The organism is Sphingobium agri, from assembly GCF_023051225.1.
GTDB classification, from domain to species: Bacteria; Pseudomonadota; Alphaproteobacteria; order Sphingomonadales; family Sphingomonadaceae; genus Sphingobium; species Sphingobium agri.
In genome coordinates this window covers 1-16,385 of sequence record NZ_JALKHS010000021.1, presented here as the reverse complement: position 1 = coordinate 16,385, position 16,385 = coordinate 1, and the positions used below count along the sequence as shown (strand labels likewise).

Genomic DNA, 16,385 nt, shown 5'->3' with positions numbered 1-16,385 from the left:
GGATCTCCGGCGGCCTTTTTGTCGTGAGGTTCTTGTGGGAAATCGTTCATCCGATATCGTCGCGCGCCTGGCGCTAAACGCGGAAGCTTTCTCGGCAGAGAATGCGCGGGTATTTGGTGAAATGGAGCAGCGAGCGGCAAGTTCGGCCGCGCGGCTGAAGTCAGCTTTTGACAGCAACTTTTCCCAGATTCAAAGTTTGGCGAAGAAGGCGCTCACTTTACCGCGAACCGACACAGGCGCGCTTAATCTGGACCCTTCCGCAGCCCGTGCGGCGGCAGCGGCGGCGGAGAGCGAGGCTGTTGCCCTGCGTGAAATTGCCACCGCCGCGCGGCAAGCTGCCATCAACACGGGCGATACGACCCAAGCTACCCGTCTTTATGTGCAGGCCGCCGCCGCTGCTGCCGTGGAGGCAGAAGGTAATGCCCGTGAGCTCGGGCAGCAGGCGATTGCGCTCGAGCGGCTGCAGGCGGAGCTCGGCCGAACGAACGTCCTGATGGCCGACAATGACAATATGGGCAGGAAGGTCACTGCGTCCGCTGGTGCGCAGCGTGCTGGGATGCAGCAGCTGGGCATGCAGCTGGGTGACATGGCCACGATGTGGTCAATGAACGCGCCTCCCATGCAGATTTTTACCAGTCAGGCCTCCCAAGTCGTGGGATCGCTGTCGCTGATGACAAACAGCACGAAGGGCTTCCTTGGCTTTATCGGTGGGCCATGGGGCCAGGTCATTACGACCGGCGCCATCGTGTTGACTGTCCTGGCAGACAAGATGTGGAACACGGGCGAGGCTGCGGACAGTACCAGTGGCAAGCTCGCCGGTCAGGTCGGCGTAGTGAACCGCTTGACGGCGGCTTATGACGGCCTTGCCCAAGCGATGAACAAGGCGGGTGCAAAAGCGGTGGAGGCGCAGGGCCTCGCCATGGTGAAGCTGCGCCAGGACGAAGCGTCGGTTGAGCGGCTGCGAACGGCTGCAGCCCAGGCGGAGGCGCGATTGCAGGCGTCCAAGCGTGTGGACCCAAAGGGCCGGGGATCGGCCCCGCTGCTTCGCGACGTTGAGCAGGCCAAGAGCGATCTGCGGTTTGCCGAGCAGCAGCTCGCCACCAGCAAAAATCTGACCGTTGAGTTCGAAAAGCGCAGGAAGATTGCCGAGCAAGCTGCGAGGGAGGTGGATAAGCCGAGTGCTGGCAAACCGCGCTCCACCCGCGCGGCCGAAGCACGAGAGGTGCGTGAAGCCCTGAAGCTCGAGACGAGTTTGCTCGGTGCTCGAGCCGGGGCGCAGGGGAACGTGCAGAAACTCGCTGCTGAGGCGATGGAGCGGCAGCAGGAGTGGGGCAAAGATCAGATCACCGTGGGTGAGACCCTGATTGATCAGGCCCGCGATCTTGAAAGCCTGGATGAGGCTCGTGCCGAAGGTGCGCGACAGATCCTAGAATATAATCTGCGGCAGCTTGACGCCATGCAGCGTATGGGCGGAGCAGCTGGCACGGTGGCCGGTATCGTGGCAGGCATCACGGATGGCGGGAACTTCCTTGGTGTTCCTGGTTCCCTAGGCAAGGCGCTCAACCTTATCTCTCCGACCGTCGGGCAGGATGGCTGGAAAGCGATTGAGGAAAAGCTGGATGAGATATTTGGCGGAAGCGGCACCTTCGCCAATACGATGAAGGACCTCCTGCAGGGCATGGCGCTCGGGCAGGTAGGTTCGTCCATCGTGGGCGGCGGCGGCCGTGCGGGTTCGCTACTTGGGGGATTGGGCGGCGTGCTCGGCAAGGAACTGCTGGGCGGTACGCTAAGCAAGGGGCTCGGCTCGCTCGCCAGCGGCGCTCTGGGCAAGACGCTCGGCGCATTGGGTGGCCCTTTGGGCGGCATCATCGGCGGGGCGCTTGGGGGTATCGTTGGCGGCCTGTTCAAGCCTGCTCCGAAGTACGGCACTGCCAGGCTGCAGATGAACCAGTATGGCGAGCTGGAAGGCGGCTCTGCGTCTGGCAATGATGGTGCGTCCAAGCGCGCCGCCTCTGGCCTCGCCAGCAGCGTTGCCGACGGCCTTATGGGCATTGCGGACCAGCTGGGCGCGAAGATCACCAATGTTCCGACCAACATCGTGCTGGGCACCTTTGACGGCAAGTATCGCGTCAACACAGAAGGGCGCGGCGGCAAGATGGACTTCAAGGGGAACAGCGCCAAGGGGCTCCACAACTTCGGTGATGATCAGCAGGCCGCGATCGAGTTTGCTATCCAGAAATCGATCGAAGGTTCGGTTATCACCGGCATCAGCAAGGCGACGGAAAATATCCTGAAATCGGGGCAGGATCTCGATCGCGCAATGCAGAAAGCGCTTATGATCGAAAGCATTCCCAAGGAACTGCAGCGCCGCCTGGATCCAGTGGGCTACGCGATCGACGAAGTGAACCGAAAATGGGAGCGCACGGTGGATGCCTTGCGCGAGGGTGGCGCCACGGCCGAGCAGATGGCCGATGCGCAGAAGCTCTACAACATGGAAATGGCGGAGGCGAAGGAGAATGCGGGCGAAGCGTCGCAGAGCCTGAAGGACTTCATCAAGTCTATGAATATGGGCTCATCTTCACCCCTGTCGCTCCGCGATCAGGAGGAAAACGCCCGCAAGGTGCTGGATCCGTATCTGGGCCAGATCGCCCGTGGCGAGACGATCGACCAGGACAAGTACCTGTCGGCAGCGCAGACGTTCCTGGATATCGAGCGGCAGCTCTATGGATCGACCGCCAAATATTTCGAGGCGTTCGACATGATCCAGGGGGCGACCGGCAGCGCCATTTCAAAGATCGACAATGCGGCGCCGATCCGCACCACGTCCGACCCGTTCAACGAAACGACGGCGCAAGCCAGCCAAGCGACGGCGGCGAATACCAGCAACATGAGCGCGAAGCAGGACATCACCAACGATCTGCTGCGGCAGGTTCTCGACAAGCTTGAAAAGAACGGCGCGACCTGGACCGGTTCGCTTCGGAACTACGCCTGATGCCAGCGCTACCGTCGGATATCGCCGCAGCTTTGCGGCAGCAGATGGTCGTGTCCTCGCAAGATGCGACCATCAAGACCCGCTTTCCCTCTGCCCGAGACGGCATCGACGCTCCGGCGGAAGGCTTCTTCGACAGCGCGGCGGACGCGGCGACGGCGTTGGCGCAGCGTGTGGCGCTGCTGGGAACGGTTCGCCGCCGCTTCGTGGTCAGGGTCGCGGACCTCGTGGATGTGACGCCCGGCACGGTGCCAACGCACCGCGTGATCGATGCGGAGCAAGGCCTGGATGCCGTGATGCTGGTGTCGCGGATCGAGGTCGATCTGGAAAATGAACAAAGCAAGGTGGAGTATTTCGGGTGAGCAACGCGCTGGTCGTCAAGCCGCTGCCGATGGCGTCTATCAGCGCCAGCTCCACCGTGTCTGGCTATGATGCGTCCTATGTCGCCAATGATCATATGGGGGTTGTGTGGAAGAGTGCGGCCGGTGCTGCGTCGCGCACGATCACGGTCGACATGGGCGCCGATGTCGTCATCGACACTGCGCTGCTGCTGGGCTGCACAGGCGCGGATGCGAGCTGGACGCTGAAGGTCGAGGCAGCGACGGCGGCTCAGGGTAGCGCCTTCCCGGCCGGATCCTGGGCTGGCGCGGTGCAGACGTTCCTGGCGGGAACTGCCATGCCGGTTTCCGGCCGGGGGCGGGCGCTGTGGCTGGCCCCTGCTTCCCCGCCGCCTGCATCGCGTTACTGGCGCTTCACGATCGGCGGGCTCGGCACTGGCGCAGCAACGGTCGGGCGCCTGGTGCTCGGACGCAAGATCCAGCTGGAGCGCAACTTTCAGTTCGGTGCTGCCTTTGGCGTGCGCGATCTCGGCGTCACTGACTTTTCCGTCAACGGCGTGCTCCTGCGGCGCAGAGGGAAGAAGTTGCGCTCGATCGGCATCAGCTTCGGCGCTGTGAAACGTGATGAAGTCGAAGCGAAGGTAAGCCCGCTGATCGAGGATGTGGGTGTCAGCGAGCCGATTGCCATCATCCTGGATCCCGACACCCATGAGCAGCGGCAGAACCGGATCTGGTTCGGCCCTCTGGTTGGTGACCTTGGCACCACCTGGGCGAAGCCGGGCGGATTTGAATGGCGCGCTAGCCTGGTGAGCCTCGACTGATGCGAAGCTATCTGATCCAGATCGATGGCTGGAACGGTGCGACGGCAACGCCTGTGCGCCTCGCCAGTCATGACGACGATCGCCTTTGCCACCACAATGGGCAGGTGTGGTGGCCCGCGATCGCGTCGCTGCCGACACTGCGCTATGACTTTTTCGATGGCGCGTTCGATGCCCGATCGATCACGTCGCCCACTGGTTCTTTCACGGCAGCGATAGGCGCGATTCCGAACCTGCCTGCGCTCGCGCTACATGATGCGCGGGTGCGCATTTGGCGCGGCGAGCTGGGCGACGTCTGGGCGGCCTTCACGCTGATCTTCGACGGCCGTGTCAAAGAGCAGCCTGCGATTGCTGATGGCATTGCGACCATCAACATCGGCACCGATGACAGTTGGCTGGATCAGCCGCTGCTTGCGACCTACGCGGGAACGGGCGGGGCTGAGGGCTCAACCGACCTTCAGGGGCAGGTGAAGCCGCTGGCGCTGGGTGCGCCTCGCTTCGCGCCTGCCGTGCTGGTCGATGCTGTCGATAATATCTATCAGATTTCCGCCTATGGCGCGATCAACGCCGTCACGGTGGCTTTCGACCGTCTGACCCGCTTTGGCGCTGTGCAGGCCAATCATGCGAGTTTTGCCGCACTGGATGCGGCGACGGTCACGCGGGGCCGGTGGGCCACCTCGCTCGCGGGTGGATACGTTAGGCTGGGCGCGCCTGCTGATGGGCAGGTGGCTTTCCATGTAGAGGGTGACGCAGTCGGCGGATGGTCACGGCTTCCAGGCGCGCTCATCGCTCGGATTGCGGCGATCGCAGGCGGTACTGCCAAGGTAGCGTCGGCCGACGTCACGGCGTTGAACAGCGCCCGGCCGTGGAACCTGTCGCTGATGGTGTCTGCGCAGACAACAGCCCGCGAGCTTATCCAGCGCATCGCGGCCAGCGTCAATGCGGTGGCCTATGTCGATTGGCTGGGCATGCTGCGGGTGGCGCCGGTCGGCATTGGTGCGGCCACCCTCACCATGGCGGCCGATGGCAGCGCTCTGCCGCCCGTTGCGAGCGTCGAGCAGGTCGCGATCGCAGCGCCCTACTGGCGACTTGCGCAAGGCGCGGTGCCGACATGGCAGGTGCATGCGCCCGGCGACATCGCCTATAATCTCAATCAGCCCCAGGGTGAGTATCAGGCCGGGACGGCCTACCGACAGGGCGACATCGTGTCGCTGCCCAACGGCTCGCAATGGCTTTTCATCGGCGCGACGCCAGTGGCCGGATCTGCGCCTGCAACCGGCAATGCCAATTGGCAGCAGATCGCCGGACCCATCGTACCGGTGGCGAACGACGGCACCTCGCTTGAGCAGCTGCTGGGCGACATCAGCACCACACTCGACAGCAAGCGAACCATCTTCGTGCAACAGACGGCTCCCACGGCGGCGGAGAGCCAGGAAAACGACTGGTGGAACCAGACCGATGCCTCTGGCGCGGTCATTGCCACCTATCGGCGCGTGGCGGGCACTGGGCGGCTGTCGATCGGCGGTAACGCGATCACCTTGGGCGGTTCATACATCACCCTGCCTTGGGTGCGTGTCGATGATCAGCGCATCACCAACGCGCTGGCAGCGGCGACGGCAGCGTCGAACCTTGCTGACAGCAAGGCTGTCGTCTTCACCATGTTCGCCAGCAGTGATCCGGTACCGGTCGCCACGGACGTGGGCGATCTGCTGGTGCGGGCCTACCTCAACCCGACGCAGATCGACCGCTGGGACGGGTCGGCATGGCAACCCGCTGCGACGTTCGGGGCGACGGCGGCACAGCTGGCGACGCTCGCCAGCGCTCTGGAGGCGGCCGAGAACGCACAGGCCACGGCTGATGGCAAGATCGACACATTCTATTCCGACTTCCCGCCTAGCGGGGCTTCGTTGGGCGATCTCTGGTTCGAAACCGACAACGGCAACGCCCTCTATCGTCACAATGGCAGCGGATGGCTTCAGGTCAGAGACAGCGGCATTGCCCAAGCGATCACGGCGGCCGCTGGTGCGCAGGCGACAGCGGACGGCAAGGTCACCACCTTTACCGGCGAGGGCACGCCCACCGCCTCTGGCATTGGCGACCTTTGGTACAAGCCAAGCGACAAGACGATGCGCCGGTGGAACGGCAGCAGCTGGGCGGTCGCATCGCCGTCGAACGTGGCGGACGGCGCCACGGTCGGTGCTCCTTCCGGGACGAACGTGGGCAGCACTCCCGCGACGACTGTTGAGGCTGGCGGCAATGCTGCCAATGGCGGGCTGAACGGGGACGGGTCAGTCAAAACGGACAAGGTATCGACAGGATCGATCCAGAACGAAGCTGTCACAAAGAGTTATTTCGCCTCGCTAGCATCGGCAGTCGTGTCGATGCCGGTGAATGTGATGACTGAGCTGCTCGTCATCACCCTGCCCGGCGTGGCCGCGGGCGAGGTTCTCCGCATAACAGGGAAACTGCGGCTGCTGTGCCCGGACGATCTGGAGGGCGACGTCTACCTTGCCTACGACATCAACGGCGCGTCGGGCATGGGAATATCGAACGACGCCTACAAATTCGACAGCGATGGTGGTGCATCAACGAAGCTAGCTGTCCCCATATCCGCAGCGCTGGTTGCTCCCTCTGCGGGTCAATACCGCGTGTTCCTCTACTACTACAACCGCAAGTCCGGGTCCGATGCGGGCACCGGAACCAATCTCGACGTCATGAGGCAAAGACGATGACCATAGCATTCGCGGTGTACCGTGACGGCGCGATCCACCGCGTCGCTAACGTGCCCGACTATCCAACGATGTTGGCCAGCACAGGGCCCGGTGAAGTCTCTTATGAGATCCCCGCCGCATCCGCGATCTTCTTTCCCATCGACCTCGCCAAGGTCCGTGCCTTCTACCACGCCCGTATCGACGCTGCAGCCGGTGAAGAACGGTCGAAGTACATCACCGACGTTCCCGGCCAGGCGCAGACCTATCAGCGCAAGGAAGATGAGGCCCGGCGCTGGACCGAAGGAGACGAAGCGGCGCACCCCGAGCTCTACCCCTTCATGATCGCGGAGGCGGAGATGCGGGCAGTGCCAATAGATCAGGTGCGCGATGAGATACTTGCGCAGGTCAATGCCCTCGCACCGCTGGCGGCCATGATCGAGGCGAAGCGCATCTGCGCGAAGCGGGCCGTGGATGCGGCTGAGGATATTCCGGGCATCGCTGGTGCGGCTGCCGTTGATTGGGAGGCCGCATAATGGCTGATACGAACTGGCAGGATTTTCCGGACGGCGCGCCTCAAGCGGCTGATATCTATGTCGCCATGCGCGGCGCGGGTGGCGTTAACTCGACCATGGCGCAGATGGCGGCGTTTGCCGCTGCGAACGCTGGCGACGGGGCTGTCGCGGCGCCCGGCATGGCGTTTGCATCTGATCCTGACACGGGCATTTATAGGCAAGCCCCAAATGTTATGGGATTTGTCGCTGGCGGGACTGAGCGCCTTAGAGTTGGAAGCTATGGCGCATCCATCCAATCGGGAAGTTTTGGCATAGGAATTGTGCCAAACGCAAGACTTCACGTTTACAACGCTGGCTTTGTATCGGCCATAATTGAAGGTGATGGCACGTCTCAAACGCAACTTATTTTCAAAGGTAACACTGCCACAAATATATTTAATCAAGACTCAACACCAATTCTGTTTACCAACCCGTCTGGCGAAATAATGCGACTTTCTGCTGACAGAAATGTTGGCATTGGAACAGGCTCACCCGGCGATAAATTGCATGTCCATAAATCGAACGCGGACCACTTTCTTAAAGTTTCAACCAATGCAGCCACATATGCTTGCCAAGTAAATATTGACAGAGGATCAACAAACCAGACGTATATTGGCGCTAGCGCTGGATCTACGGGAATTGGGATATTTAGTAATGAGAATCTGCCCATTGCCTTCAGCAACAATGGTTTTCAAACGCGCCTAGTTATTGAAAGCGGTGGCCATACTCGCCCTGGGGGTGATAATCTATATGCGCTCGGCGGCCCTTCATTTCGATGGACCGGAGTTCATGCAGCAACCGGATCAATTAACACATCGGACGAGCTCGCCAAGCGGGAAATCGGATCGATCCCCGAGGAATGGCTCGACGCATGGGGTGCGGTCGATTGGGTCCGCTACAAGTTCCGGGACGCTGTTGAGGCGAAAGGCGACGGCGCGCGATGGCATGTCGGCCTGATCGCCCAGAGGGTTCGCGACGCCTTTGCCGAAGCAGGGCTTGATGCGCTGGCTATCGGCCTCCTCTGCTATGACAAGTGGGAGGAGCAGCGCGAGCCCGTTTATGAGGAGCAAGTTGTCGACACGGCGACGGTAGTCGTAGGACAGGCGGGCACAGGCATTGTTGGCCCCGACGGTGCGGAAATCATGCGCGATGTCACGGAAGAGCAGGACGTGCGTGGGCGAGTCCAGGTCGGCGAGCGCGTCACATTGGAAGCAGGGGATCGCTGGGGCCTGCGCTATGACGAATGCCAGGCCATGGAAGCGGCATGGCAGCGTCGCGAGCTGGCGCGCAAGGATGCGCTGATCGCTGATCTCGCCAACCGCCTAGCGGCATTGGAGGCAGCATAATGGCTGATGCTGGTTCGGCTGCCAGTGAAGCTGGAGGATATATCGCTGGGGTCGTCGCCTTACTCTACGCGTTCGGCAGAGGGACGGCCTGGCTGCTCAACTGGAAAGACGCGCGGGCGAAGACGCGGGCTGCGAAGCTGCAGGCTTGGCATGAAGAGCTCCAGCAACGGGAGGAAAAGCAGGATGAGCGGGACAGGGTCTATCAGCGGCATATCGAGACGCAGCTGCGGCGGCAGGCGGTGGAGATCCGCGTGTTGAGGCGGGCGTTCGAGCTGGTGGCGGATCCGCTGCGGCGGCTGGAGCCCGACAATCCGAGTCTCGCGCAGGCGCAGGCCATGCTCGATCGCGCCTTTCCGCTCGATCCTGCCACGCCGGAGGATCTGGGATCATTGTTGGCGATGATCGATCGACCAGCACCGGAGGTGGAAGTCCTCTGAATCAGCATCATTGCTGACAATGGCGGGGCGCTTCGGTGCCCCTTTTTCATGGGGGTAAGTCATGAACTCTACTGACCCCGCGTGGCTGATGGCTGCGCGGCAACTGCTCAACACGCGCGAGGCGGCCGGGGCTGCGAACAATCCCAGCATATTGAGTTGGGCCAAGCTGCTGGGCATCAAAATTCTAGGCATCGTCTACAATGCGGACAGTACGCCCTGGTGCGGCCTGTTCGTGGCGCATTGCCTGCGCGTCGGAGGCGTCAACTTGCTGGCCATGAAGGTCGGCGTCCGTGCCAAGGCGTGGGCGACTTGGGGGCTGGCAATTGCGGCCGATCGGCTCGCGCCTGGTACAATCCTCGTATTCGACCGCGCAGGCGGTGGGCACGTCGCCTTCTATGTTGGGGAAGATTCCACGCACTATCATGTGCTGGGCGGCAACCAGGGTGACCGGGTGAGCGTCATGCGGCTGGAGAAGAGCCGCTGCATCGCGCGTCGGTGGCCCGCGCTTGTGCCTGTCGTCGGCGGGCCAGTGAAGCTCACGGCCGCTGGCGTGCCCGTGTCGAGGAATGAGGCATGAGCGCGCTGCATTGGCTTCGATCACGCCTGCAGGAGCGATCGACGTTCGTCGGCATCGGTACCGCCATCGGCGCGGCTTCGGTGCTTCCGGCCCCTTGGAGTTGGCTTAGCCTCGCTGTGGGCACGCTGGCCGCGCTGATTCCCGACAAGAATTATGGGGGTGAGTGATGGGGGCGCTCTTCTCTCGCATCTGGCCGCACTTGCTGGCGATCGCTGCGATCGTGGGCGTCGTCTGGTACCTCGATCATCGGGGCTATCAGCGCGCGGTAACGGACGCTCGCCTGGAGCGCGCTGAAGCTGCGGCTGCGTTCAACATCCTTTTGCGTCGAAGTGAAGGCCGCCTGTCGGCGATCGTCACATCGAATGATCGAGCGCTGGCCGACAAGGTTGCGGCGCTGCGGGCCTATCACAGCACAATCCTCCAGCCTTCATTTGAAAAGGAGATCGCCAATGATCCGCTTCTCGCCCGTGCTAATGCTCGCCTGTCTGACGGCCTGCTTGGGCAACTCAACGCCGCCCGCACCGGCAGCGCCTGTGCCCGCCGAGCTGACGGCGGAATTGAGTGCACCTTGCCCGCCGCTGTTACTGATCTGGGATCCGCTGGTGGCGACACTGGCGCGGGTCAGCCTGGGGGACGCCCGGACCTATGAGGAATGCCGTCTGCGTCATGCAGGCGTGGTAAATGCCTATGTGGAGAGCCGGGCCGAGATCATCCGGCACAATGAGGGGCGATCGCCTCCCGCGCCCGGGCGCGCCGATATCATCGATCCTCCCTGAACTGGAGGGGCTAGTCGGATGCCATTAGCCTCTAAACCGATTGACGACCCGCTTCCATTCCCGCTCGTCGGGGAGGGTTAGCGTGATTTGCGGGGGCGCAGCGACCAGTTCGATCCCCTTCGGCCGAATGCGCTTGCCGAGTCGGCGGGCGCATTCCCGGCACCAGAATTTCTCGCGGGCGGCCCCGAAATTGTCGTCCCATCCTCGGCGGTGGAAATGCCACCAGACGCCATGAGGGTGGAACAGGCCGAAGTGACCGCACCCGCAGATGACCTTCACCGTGCGGTGCCAGGCTGCCGCCTCGAACAGACAGGTGGCGACCTTCAGGCCGTCTCGATACCGCGCCACGTCATTTCGTCATGGCGGCCAGTTCATCAAGGCTGGCGTAGCGGATCGCCACGAGCCTCTCCAACCGGGCCGCGATGACCTTCAGGTCGCGGCCGGTGAGGCCGCCATCGTCCACCGTTTCATCGTCCCGCCAGCGTTCGGCAAACTGCCGAAAGCGGGCCTTCAGTTCATCGTCCATTTGGTTCTCCTGTCGGTGAGCCAGTGAGTTCCCCGCCTCGGCGGGGGATGAGGCGCGCCAACGCCTCAAGCCGACGGTCTCGACCCGTCATGTCCCCGGCTGGCCTGCCGGTTTCATCCCGCCTCCCGGCGCTCGGGAGGGGTGAACAGATATGGAACAAACATGATGGAGTCGAGTCCACTTTTTGACGAATTTGTCGCGCCTGTGTCGCCTGTGGCGGCCTACATCGGGGGCAAGCGACGGCTATGGAAGCGTGTCACGCGCGCGATCGACCTGGTGCCGCACCAGTCGTATGGTGAGGTCTTCATGGGCATGGGTGGCGTCTTCCTGCGCCGTGGCAAGCGGCCGCGCGCAGAATATATCAATGACTGGTCTGAGGATGTGGCTACCTTCTTCCGCATCCTGCAGCGGCATTACATCGCCTTCCTCGACATGCTTCGATACCAGCTGACGACCAGGAGCAATTTTGAGCGGCTGATGCGGGTCGATCCTTCGACGCAGACCGATCTGGAGCGAGCCGCCCGGTTCCTCTATCTCCAGCGGCTGGCGTTCGGGGGTAAAGTAGCTGGTCGCAACTTTGGCGTCGATTCCGCGAACTCAGGTGCGTTCGATGTGACGAAGCTGCAGCCCATGCTGGAGCAAGTGCACGAGCGGCTTGTCGGCGTGACGATCGAGCGACTGCCCTGGTCAGATTTCGTGCGCCGCTATGACCGCCCCGATATGCTCTTCTACCTCGACCCGCCTTACCATGGAAGCGAGGGCGACTATGGAGCCGGGATGTTCGATCGGGGCCAGTTCGCCGAGATGGCCGAGCAGCTGCGCGCGATCGACGGGCAGTTCCTGATGAGCATCAATGACGTGCCGGAGATCCGCGAGGCATTTGCTGGCTTCGCCATGGCGACCGTCGATCTGCAATATACGGTTGGCAACGGGTCGCCAGTCGCGGCGCGCGAACTCATCATCACGAACAGCCGCGAGGTGTCGATCGAGCGCCTGGTGCCATAAAGCCCTCTGCATCGCTGCCCTTGTTTCGCAGGCGGCATAGACCGATATTCCCGCCCAGCAGCGGGAGCACGGCGAATGACGACAGAAGCGGAAATGCAGTCGATATATAACGACCTGGAGGCGAGGGGTTTTCTCCGGGAGGGTGGTCCCATCGCCGTCACTCTCGTGGCTGCCGCCGCCTCCGGGATCCCGATCTTCGGCGGCCCGATTGCGCACCTGCTTGAAAAGTTCTCGGAGCGTAATCTGGAGCCCGACCTTGCCGCTCATCTCGCAACTGTGGCTCGCAAGATCGAGCAGCTTGCGCCGGAGGTCGCTGGGATCGCGTCGTTGCAAGGTCGGATCGTGCATCTGGAGGAGGCCGCTAAGCGCATGGAGCCTCTCGCGCAGCTGTTGGCTGAATTCGTGGCAAGCGGGGCTGAGCGGGTCGCTCCAGTTGAATTCACCAACTTGGGCGGCCGGCAGTCCATTGAGGATGTGATCGTTCGCGGGCGTCCCGTTAAGTTCGAGGCAAGCGGTGGGGCTCATACGACCGTGGAAAACATGAAGCAGTCTGGCGGCTTAGCGCAACATATCACCGGGCCTGGTTCGACGCAGATCATCCGTGGTTCGACATATGAGTTGACCGACGGGCGGGCGCATACTTCCAGCTACTTGGGCAATGCCATCCTCGGGCATGGATCCGTCGAAATGAACGTGCGCGAGCCAGGAGCGGTGCTCGGCATGCGGGTGACGCGGATCATTGGACCGAACGATCTTGGCGGAGCTGCCATGACCAGTATTGGAGGTGTGTCTGGGCCTCCGGGAACGCCCAAGAAGTAGGCGATCGAAGTTGGAGAAGGGCATGGTGGAAGAATTACGCTAACATCAAGCGCGGTTCGGCGAACTCATCGCAGTAATGGTTGGCGATCGCGCGCGACCACCACCCGCCTTCGCCCGTCAGCGGAAGGACCGGCAGCTGTACCAGTTGAAACCGGTCGATCATCAGGTCGAACAGGCGGATTTCGTCGGCGTGCACGACGTCTTCCGCATCGTGGAGAACAATCGCCTTGAACTTCGTGCCTGTGCGCTCTTCCTCTTCCAGCATGGTCCGCCACAGGACGTTGAGGCAATCCGCCTTCGTCGTCGGGCCGGGGCGTTCATTGACGCATATGACCAGCCGGTCATCCTGATCCGCTATCGGGTTGACTGCTGCAAGGGTAGCCAGGTCGTTGGGATAGACGCCAACGAAGATGCGATAGCGTCCGATCGACCATTGGCTGAGCGCATTGCGCAGCATAGGCCCGATCACGTCCGCTTCGCCCCAGGCAGGGACGAAGACGGCGATGGTCCCGGGCCTTGACGAGGCTGGCAGCGTGGCGGTCGTCATGCGTGGATGACGCGAATACACCGCGATGTTCCTCCACCAGCGGCGCGCGAGAAACATGATATCGACCAGAAAATCGTCGATGCCGCCAATGGTCAGCCCGACAACCGCAAACAGCAAAATCTCCTGGTAGATGACCACTAAAACCGTGGCCAGCGATTGCGCCATGATGAGAAACCCCCGAGTTGGCGCAGGGGATTGGCAAAATAGCGTTACATTTCATAGACCTTTGTCAACATTTTTTCAGAAAGGCTGAAAGAGTGGCGCCATTCCCTTGAACGAGCATCGTTCGTGTGTTTTCCGCCAAGCTGCTCCAAGGATGCGTTGGATGGAATCGTCGCATAGCTCGGGGGATGCTATCGTCCTAACTGCCGGAAAGACGACTCGACAAGAGTTGCGGCACCCCAGCCAGTCTCGTGAGCGATAGGTAGGAGGGCGTGAATGACCGGAGAGATGGATGTCAACTACCTGCTGCACAGGCAGCAGGTGTCACTGATACGCGCGCAGATGAGCCGGTCCAAAAAGGGCCGGGCGGCGTATGAAGGCCTGGCTCGTGGCTATGGCGACCAGATCGACGCATATCGCGAAGAGAATGCGCGCTTGGTTAACCCCGCGCATTGACTGGTGTGGTAGGCTTATCGCCGTCGGATCAATCGCTCCAGCGCTTGGTGGTGCGCGGCGTCGGGTCCGCATTCCTTCTCAAGCGCGGTCTTGATCCGCTCAAGGTCAGCTTCGGTCAGATGTTCGATGCCGATGAAGTCGTTGCGCGCGTCCGTGACTGCGCGGATGAGTTCGTCCAGCTTTGCCTGAATGGCTGATCCATCCCTGTTTTGGGCGTTTTGAATCAGGAACACCATCAGAAAGGTCACGATCGTCGTGCTCGTGTTGATTATGAGCTGCCACGTGTCGGAATAGTGGAAGAATGGGCCCGTCACTATCCAGCCGATGATGACCGCGGATGCCAGGATGAAAGCGAGGGGTTGGCCGGACCAGCTGGCGATTCGATGCGCGAAGATTCCGAAAATCCTGTCCATGAATGGCTACCCCGTTTCGATCTATTTACCCTGTGTTCAGGCAGTGATTGCCATGAAGTAGCGATGACGGCCATATCGCTCCGCGCCTTTGCGCTCACCTTGCCCGCAGCGGCTCTGTTCTTGTCCTCTTGCGCGACGGTATCGCCCGAATCGAAAGTGCGGGCGGGGCTGATCGAAGCGGGGCTTTCCCCAAGGATGGCCAGCTGCATGGCAGAGCGGATGGTGGATCGGTTGAGCTTGGTGCAACTGCGGCGGGTCCAGTCGCTTGCCTCGATCCGCAATTCGCACATTGGCGATCTGACGGTCGATCGGTTCCTTTACAAGCTGCGCGCGCTGGAGGATCCGGAGATATTCGCGGTGACCAGCAAGGCTGCGGTCGCCTGTGCCCTGCTCGACTGATCCTCCTGCCGGGATTATATCGGTTCAGCAGCTTTGCAATTTTGCAAAGTGGTTTTGCGAAATGATGCTGGAGTGACAGGGCTCCATGTGCTTTAGCCCCTCCAATAGCTTTTCAGGCGAAAGGACGGGCCGAGCCCATGAACATTCACGAATATCAGGCGAAGGAATTGCTGGCGAAATATGGCGCGCCGATCGCGCAGGGTTTCGCGGCATTCTCGGTCGATGAGGCCGTCGAAGCTGCCAAGAAGCTGCCTGGGCCGCTTTATGTCGTGAAGTCGCAGATCCACGCTGGTGGCCGCGGCAAGGGCAAGTTCAAGGAACTGGCCCCTGAAGCGAAGGGCGGCGTCCGTCTGGCGTTCAACCTGGATGAAGTGAAGGCCCATTCGACCGACATGCTCGGCAATACGCTGGTTACCATTCAGACAGGCGAAGCGGGCAAGCAGGTCAACCGTCTTTACATTACCGACGGTGCCGACATTGCGAAGGAATTCTACCTCGCCCTGCTGGTCGATCGCGCTACCAGCCGCATCGCTTTTGTCGTTTCGACCGAAGGTGGCATGGACATTGAAGAGGTCGCTCATTCGACCCCGGAGAAGATCCACACCTTCACCGTCGACCCTGCAACCGGTTTCCAGCCGCACCATGGCCGCTCGGTCGCGGCCGCTCTGGGCCTGACCGGCGATCAGGCGAAGCAGGCCGCCAAGGTCGCCTCGTCGCTCTACGCCGCGTTTCTCGACACCGACGCCGAGCAGATCGAAGTCAATCCGCTGGCGCTGACCGAGCAGGGCAACCTGCTGGTGCTGGACGCCAAGGTCGGCTTCGACGGCAACGCCATGTTCCGCCACAAGGACATTGCCGAACTGCGCGACCTGACCGAGGAAGATCCAGCCGAAGTTGAAGCTTCGGAATATGACCTTGCCTACATCAAGCTGGACGGCAATATCGGCTGCATGGTGAACGGCGCTGGCCTGGCCATGGCGACGATGGACATCATCAAGCTGAACGGCGAATTCCCCGCCAACTTCCTGGACGTCGGTGGCGGCGCTTCCAAGGAGAAGGTGACCGCGGCCTTCAAGATCATCCTGAAGGACCCGGCGGTGAAGGGCATTCTCGTCAACATCTTCGGTGGCATCATGAAGTGCGACATCATTGCCGAGGGCATTGTTGCCGCCGCCAAGGAAGTTGACCTCTCGGTCCCGCTGGTCGTGCGCCTCGAAGGCACCAACGTCCAGCAGGGCAAGGACATTCTGGCCTCGTCGGGCCTGGCGATCGTCCCTGCGGACGACCTGGGCGACGCAGCCAAGAAGATCGTGGCGGAAGTGAGGAAGGCAGCCTGAGGCACTTTCCAGCCATTTGAACAAACACCATGGGGCGCAGGCGGTCTTTTTAAGGGCCGCCTGCGTCCTTGTCCGCATATGCGGGCTGTGGCGTGAAACGAAAGGATGTTGCGATGAAGATCCTTGTGCCCGTGAAGCGGGTCATTGACTATAATGTGAAGCCGCGGGTGAAGGCGGA

The 16,385-nt window shown here is 61.7% G+C and carries 19 protein-coding genes and 1 pseudogene; 16 read left to right on the top strand and 4 right to left on the bottom strand.

What is annotated here, in order from left to right:
* The first annotated feature begins 34 nt into the window (after window positions 1-34).
* From MU848_RS17625 to MU848_RS17575, 11 genes are all read left to right on the top strand, one after another.
* Window positions 35-2,992, top strand: a complete 2,958-nt coding sequence (locus tag MU848_RS17625; protein ID WP_247234560.1) for a hypothetical protein — start codon at window positions 35-37, stop codon at window positions 2,990-2,992.
* Window positions 2,992-3,351, top strand: coding sequence for a hypothetical protein (locus MU848_RS17620; protein ID WP_247234558.1), 360 nt, complete (start codon window positions 2,992-2,994; stop codon window positions 3,349-3,351). Before MU848_RS17625 ends, MU848_RS17620 begins: the two co-directional genes overlap by 1 nt.
* Complete coding sequence (locus tag MU848_RS17615; RefSeq protein ID WP_247234556.1) at window positions 3,348-4,148, top strand: hypothetical protein; 801 nt, start codon at window positions 3,348-3,350, stop codon at window positions 4,146-4,148. Before MU848_RS17620 ends, MU848_RS17615 begins: the two co-directional genes overlap by 4 nt.
* A complete protein-coding gene (locus tag MU848_RS17610) occupies window positions 4,148-6,877 on the top strand; it encodes a hypothetical protein (protein WP_247234554.1) in 2,730 nt (909 codons plus the stop codon). Before MU848_RS17615 ends, MU848_RS17610 begins: the two co-directional genes overlap by 1 nt.
* Window positions 6,874-7,389: a hypothetical protein gene (locus MU848_RS17605; protein WP_247234552.1), complete on the top strand. Its 516-nt coding sequence runs from the start codon at window positions 6,874-6,876 to the stop codon at window positions 7,387-7,389. The genes MU848_RS17610 and MU848_RS17605 overlap by 4 nt, the downstream gene beginning before the upstream one ends.
* On the top strand, window positions 7,389-8,753 hold the full coding sequence (locus MU848_RS17600; RefSeq protein WP_247234550.1) for a tail fiber domain-containing protein: 1,365 nt from the start codon (window positions 7,389-7,391) through the stop codon (window positions 8,751-8,753). The genes MU848_RS17605 and MU848_RS17600 overlap by 1 nt, the downstream gene beginning before the upstream one ends.
* Complete coding sequence (locus MU848_RS17595; RefSeq protein WP_247234548.1) at window positions 8,753-9,190, top strand: hypothetical protein; 438 nt, start codon at window positions 8,753-8,755, stop codon at window positions 9,188-9,190. Before MU848_RS17600 ends, MU848_RS17595 begins: the two co-directional genes overlap by 1 nt.
* Before the next feature lie 61 nt (window positions 9,191-9,251).
* On the top strand, window positions 9,252-9,767 hold the full coding sequence (locus MU848_RS17590; RefSeq protein ID WP_247234546.1) for a TIGR02594 family protein: 516 nt from the start codon (window positions 9,252-9,254) through the stop codon (window positions 9,765-9,767).
* Complete coding sequence (locus MU848_RS17585) at window positions 9,764-9,934, top strand: hypothetical protein (protein ID WP_247234544.1); 171 nt, start codon at window positions 9,764-9,766, stop codon at window positions 9,932-9,934. Before MU848_RS17590 ends, MU848_RS17585 begins: the two co-directional genes overlap by 4 nt.
* The gene (locus MU848_RS17580; protein ID WP_247234542.1) at window positions 9,934-10,416 is read left to right on the top strand and encodes a hypothetical protein; all 483 of its coding nucleotides are present in this window, start codon (window positions 9,934-9,936) and stop codon (window positions 10,414-10,416) included. The genes MU848_RS17585 and MU848_RS17580 overlap by 1 nt, the downstream gene beginning before the upstream one ends.
* Complete coding sequence (locus MU848_RS17575) at window positions 10,370-10,543, top strand: hypothetical protein (RefSeq protein WP_247234541.1); 174 nt, start codon at window positions 10,370-10,372, stop codon at window positions 10,541-10,543. The genes MU848_RS17580 and MU848_RS17575 overlap by 47 nt, the downstream gene beginning before the upstream one ends.
* A gap of 24 nt (window positions 10,544-10,567) precedes the next feature.
* Here MU848_RS17575 and MU848_RS17570 read toward each other — a convergent pair whose 3' ends face one another.
* Together MU848_RS17570 and MU848_RS17565 are read right to left on the bottom strand one after the other, a co-directional pair.
* Window positions 10,568-10,891 (bottom strand): hypothetical protein, encoded by a 324-nt coding sequence (locus tag MU848_RS17570; RefSeq protein WP_247234538.1) that lies wholly within the window; start codon window positions 10,889-10,891, stop codon window positions 10,568-10,570.
* Between the two features lies 1 nt (window position 10,892).
* On the bottom strand, window positions 10,893-11,069 hold the full coding sequence (locus MU848_RS17565) for a hypothetical protein (protein ID WP_022681140.1): 177 nt from the start codon (window positions 11,067-11,069) through the stop codon (window positions 10,893-10,895).
* 165 nt (window positions 11,070-11,234) lie between these two features.
* On the opposite strand from MU848_RS17565, the gene MU848_RS17560 reads away from it, so the two are divergent.
* Together MU848_RS17560 and MU848_RS17555 are read left to right on the top strand one after the other, a co-directional pair.
* Window positions 11,235-12,074 carry a DNA adenine methylase gene (locus MU848_RS17560; protein WP_247234536.1) on the top strand — a complete coding sequence of 280 codons (840 nt, stop codon included), beginning with the start codon at window positions 11,235-11,237 and terminating at the stop codon, window positions 12,072-12,074.
* Between the two features lie 75 nt (window positions 12,075-12,149).
* The gene (locus MU848_RS17555; RefSeq protein WP_247234534.1) at window positions 12,150-12,893 is read left to right on the top strand and encodes a hypothetical protein; all 744 of its coding nucleotides are present in this window, start codon (window positions 12,150-12,152) and stop codon (window positions 12,891-12,893) included.
* Window positions 12,894-12,948: 55 nt separating this feature from the next.
* Here the strand turns inward: MU848_RS17555 and MU848_RS17550 are convergent.
* Window positions 12,949-13,605, bottom strand: a pseudogene (locus MU848_RS17550) (glycosyltransferase); the annotation flags it as partial.
* 273 nt (window positions 13,606-13,878) lie between these two features.
* On the opposite strand from MU848_RS17550, the gene MU848_RS17545 reads away from it, so the two are divergent.
* Window positions 13,879-14,058, top strand: coding sequence for a hypothetical protein (locus MU848_RS17545; protein WP_097091092.1), 180 nt, complete (start codon window positions 13,879-13,881; stop codon window positions 14,056-14,058).
* A 14-nt stretch (window positions 14,059-14,072) separates the two neighbouring features.
* Here the strand turns inward: MU848_RS17545 and MU848_RS17540 are convergent, their stop codons facing one another.
* Window positions 14,073-14,471 (bottom strand): low affinity iron permease family protein, encoded by a 399-nt coding sequence (locus tag MU848_RS17540; protein ID WP_097091093.1) that lies wholly within the window; start codon window positions 14,469-14,471, stop codon window positions 14,073-14,075.
* 63 nt (window positions 14,472-14,534) lie between these two features.
* Here MU848_RS17540 and MU848_RS17535 point away from each other — a divergent pair, with 63 nt between their 5' ends.
* Both MU848_RS17535 and sucC read left to right on the top strand, forming a co-directional pair.
* Complete coding sequence (locus MU848_RS17535) at window positions 14,535-14,870, top strand: hypothetical protein (RefSeq protein WP_097091094.1); 336 nt, start codon at window positions 14,535-14,537, stop codon at window positions 14,868-14,870.
* A 137-nt stretch (window positions 14,871-15,007) separates the two neighbouring features.
* Window positions 15,008-16,207, top strand: coding sequence for an ADP-forming succinate--CoA ligase subunit beta (gene sucC, locus MU848_RS17530; RefSeq protein WP_097091095.1), 1,200 nt, complete (start codon window positions 15,008-15,010; stop codon window positions 16,205-16,207).
* Window positions 16,208-16,385: the final 178 nt, after the last annotated feature.

Excerpts from the sequence above, each read along its gene's own strand:
- MU848_RS17540 (WP_097091093.1), bottom strand. The coding sequence starts at position 14,471 with ATGGACAGGATTTTCGGAATCTTCGCGCATCGAATCGCCAGCTGGTCC.
- MU848_RS17535 (WP_097091094.1), top strand. The coding sequence starts at position 14,535 with ATGACGGCCATATCGCTCCGCGCCTTTGCGCTCACCTTGCCCGCAGCG.
- MU848_RS17590 (WP_247234546.1), top strand. The coding sequence starts at position 9,252 with ATGAACTCTACTGACCCCGCGTGGCTGATGGCTGCGCGGCAACTGCTC.
- MU848_RS17545 (WP_097091092.1), top strand. The coding sequence starts at position 13,879 with ATGACCGGAGAGATGGATGTCAACTACCTGCTGCACAGGCAGCAGGTG.
- MU848_RS17565 (WP_022681140.1), bottom strand. The coding sequence starts at position 11,069 with ATGGACGATGAACTGAAGGCCCGCTTTCGGCAGTTTGCCGAACGCTGG.
- MU848_RS17605 (WP_247234552.1), top strand. The coding sequence starts at position 6,874 with ATGACCATAGCATTCGCGGTGTACCGTGACGGCGCGATCCACCGCGTC.
- MU848_RS17580 (WP_247234542.1), top strand. The coding sequence starts at position 9,934 with ATGGGGGCGCTCTTCTCTCGCATCTGGCCGCACTTGCTGGCGATCGCT.
- MU848_RS17595 (WP_247234548.1), top strand. The coding sequence starts at position 8,753 with ATGGCTGATGCTGGTTCGGCTGCCAGTGAAGCTGGAGGATATATCGCT.
- MU848_RS17555 (WP_247234534.1), top strand. The coding sequence starts at position 12,150 with ATGACGACAGAAGCGGAAATGCAGTCGATATATAACGACCTGGAGGCG.
- MU848_RS17560 (WP_247234536.1), top strand. The coding sequence starts at position 11,235 with ATGGAGTCGAGTCCACTTTTTGACGAATTTGTCGCGCCTGTGTCGCCT.
- MU848_RS17610 (WP_247234554.1), top strand. The coding sequence starts at position 4,148 with ATGCGAAGCTATCTGATCCAGATCGATGGCTGGAACGGTGCGACGGCA.
- MU848_RS17600 (WP_247234550.1), top strand. The coding sequence starts at position 7,389 with ATGGCTGATACGAACTGGCAGGATTTTCCGGACGGCGCGCCTCAAGCG.
- MU848_RS17585 (WP_247234544.1), top strand. The coding sequence starts at position 9,764 with ATGAGCGCGCTGCATTGGCTTCGATCACGCCTGCAGGAGCGATCGACG.
- sucC (WP_097091095.1), top strand. The coding sequence starts at position 15,008 with ATGAACATTCACGAATATCAGGCGAAGGAATTGCTGGCGAAATATGGC.
- MU848_RS17620 (WP_247234558.1), top strand. The coding sequence starts at position 2,992 with ATGCCAGCGCTACCGTCGGATATCGCCGCAGCTTTGCGGCAGCAGATG.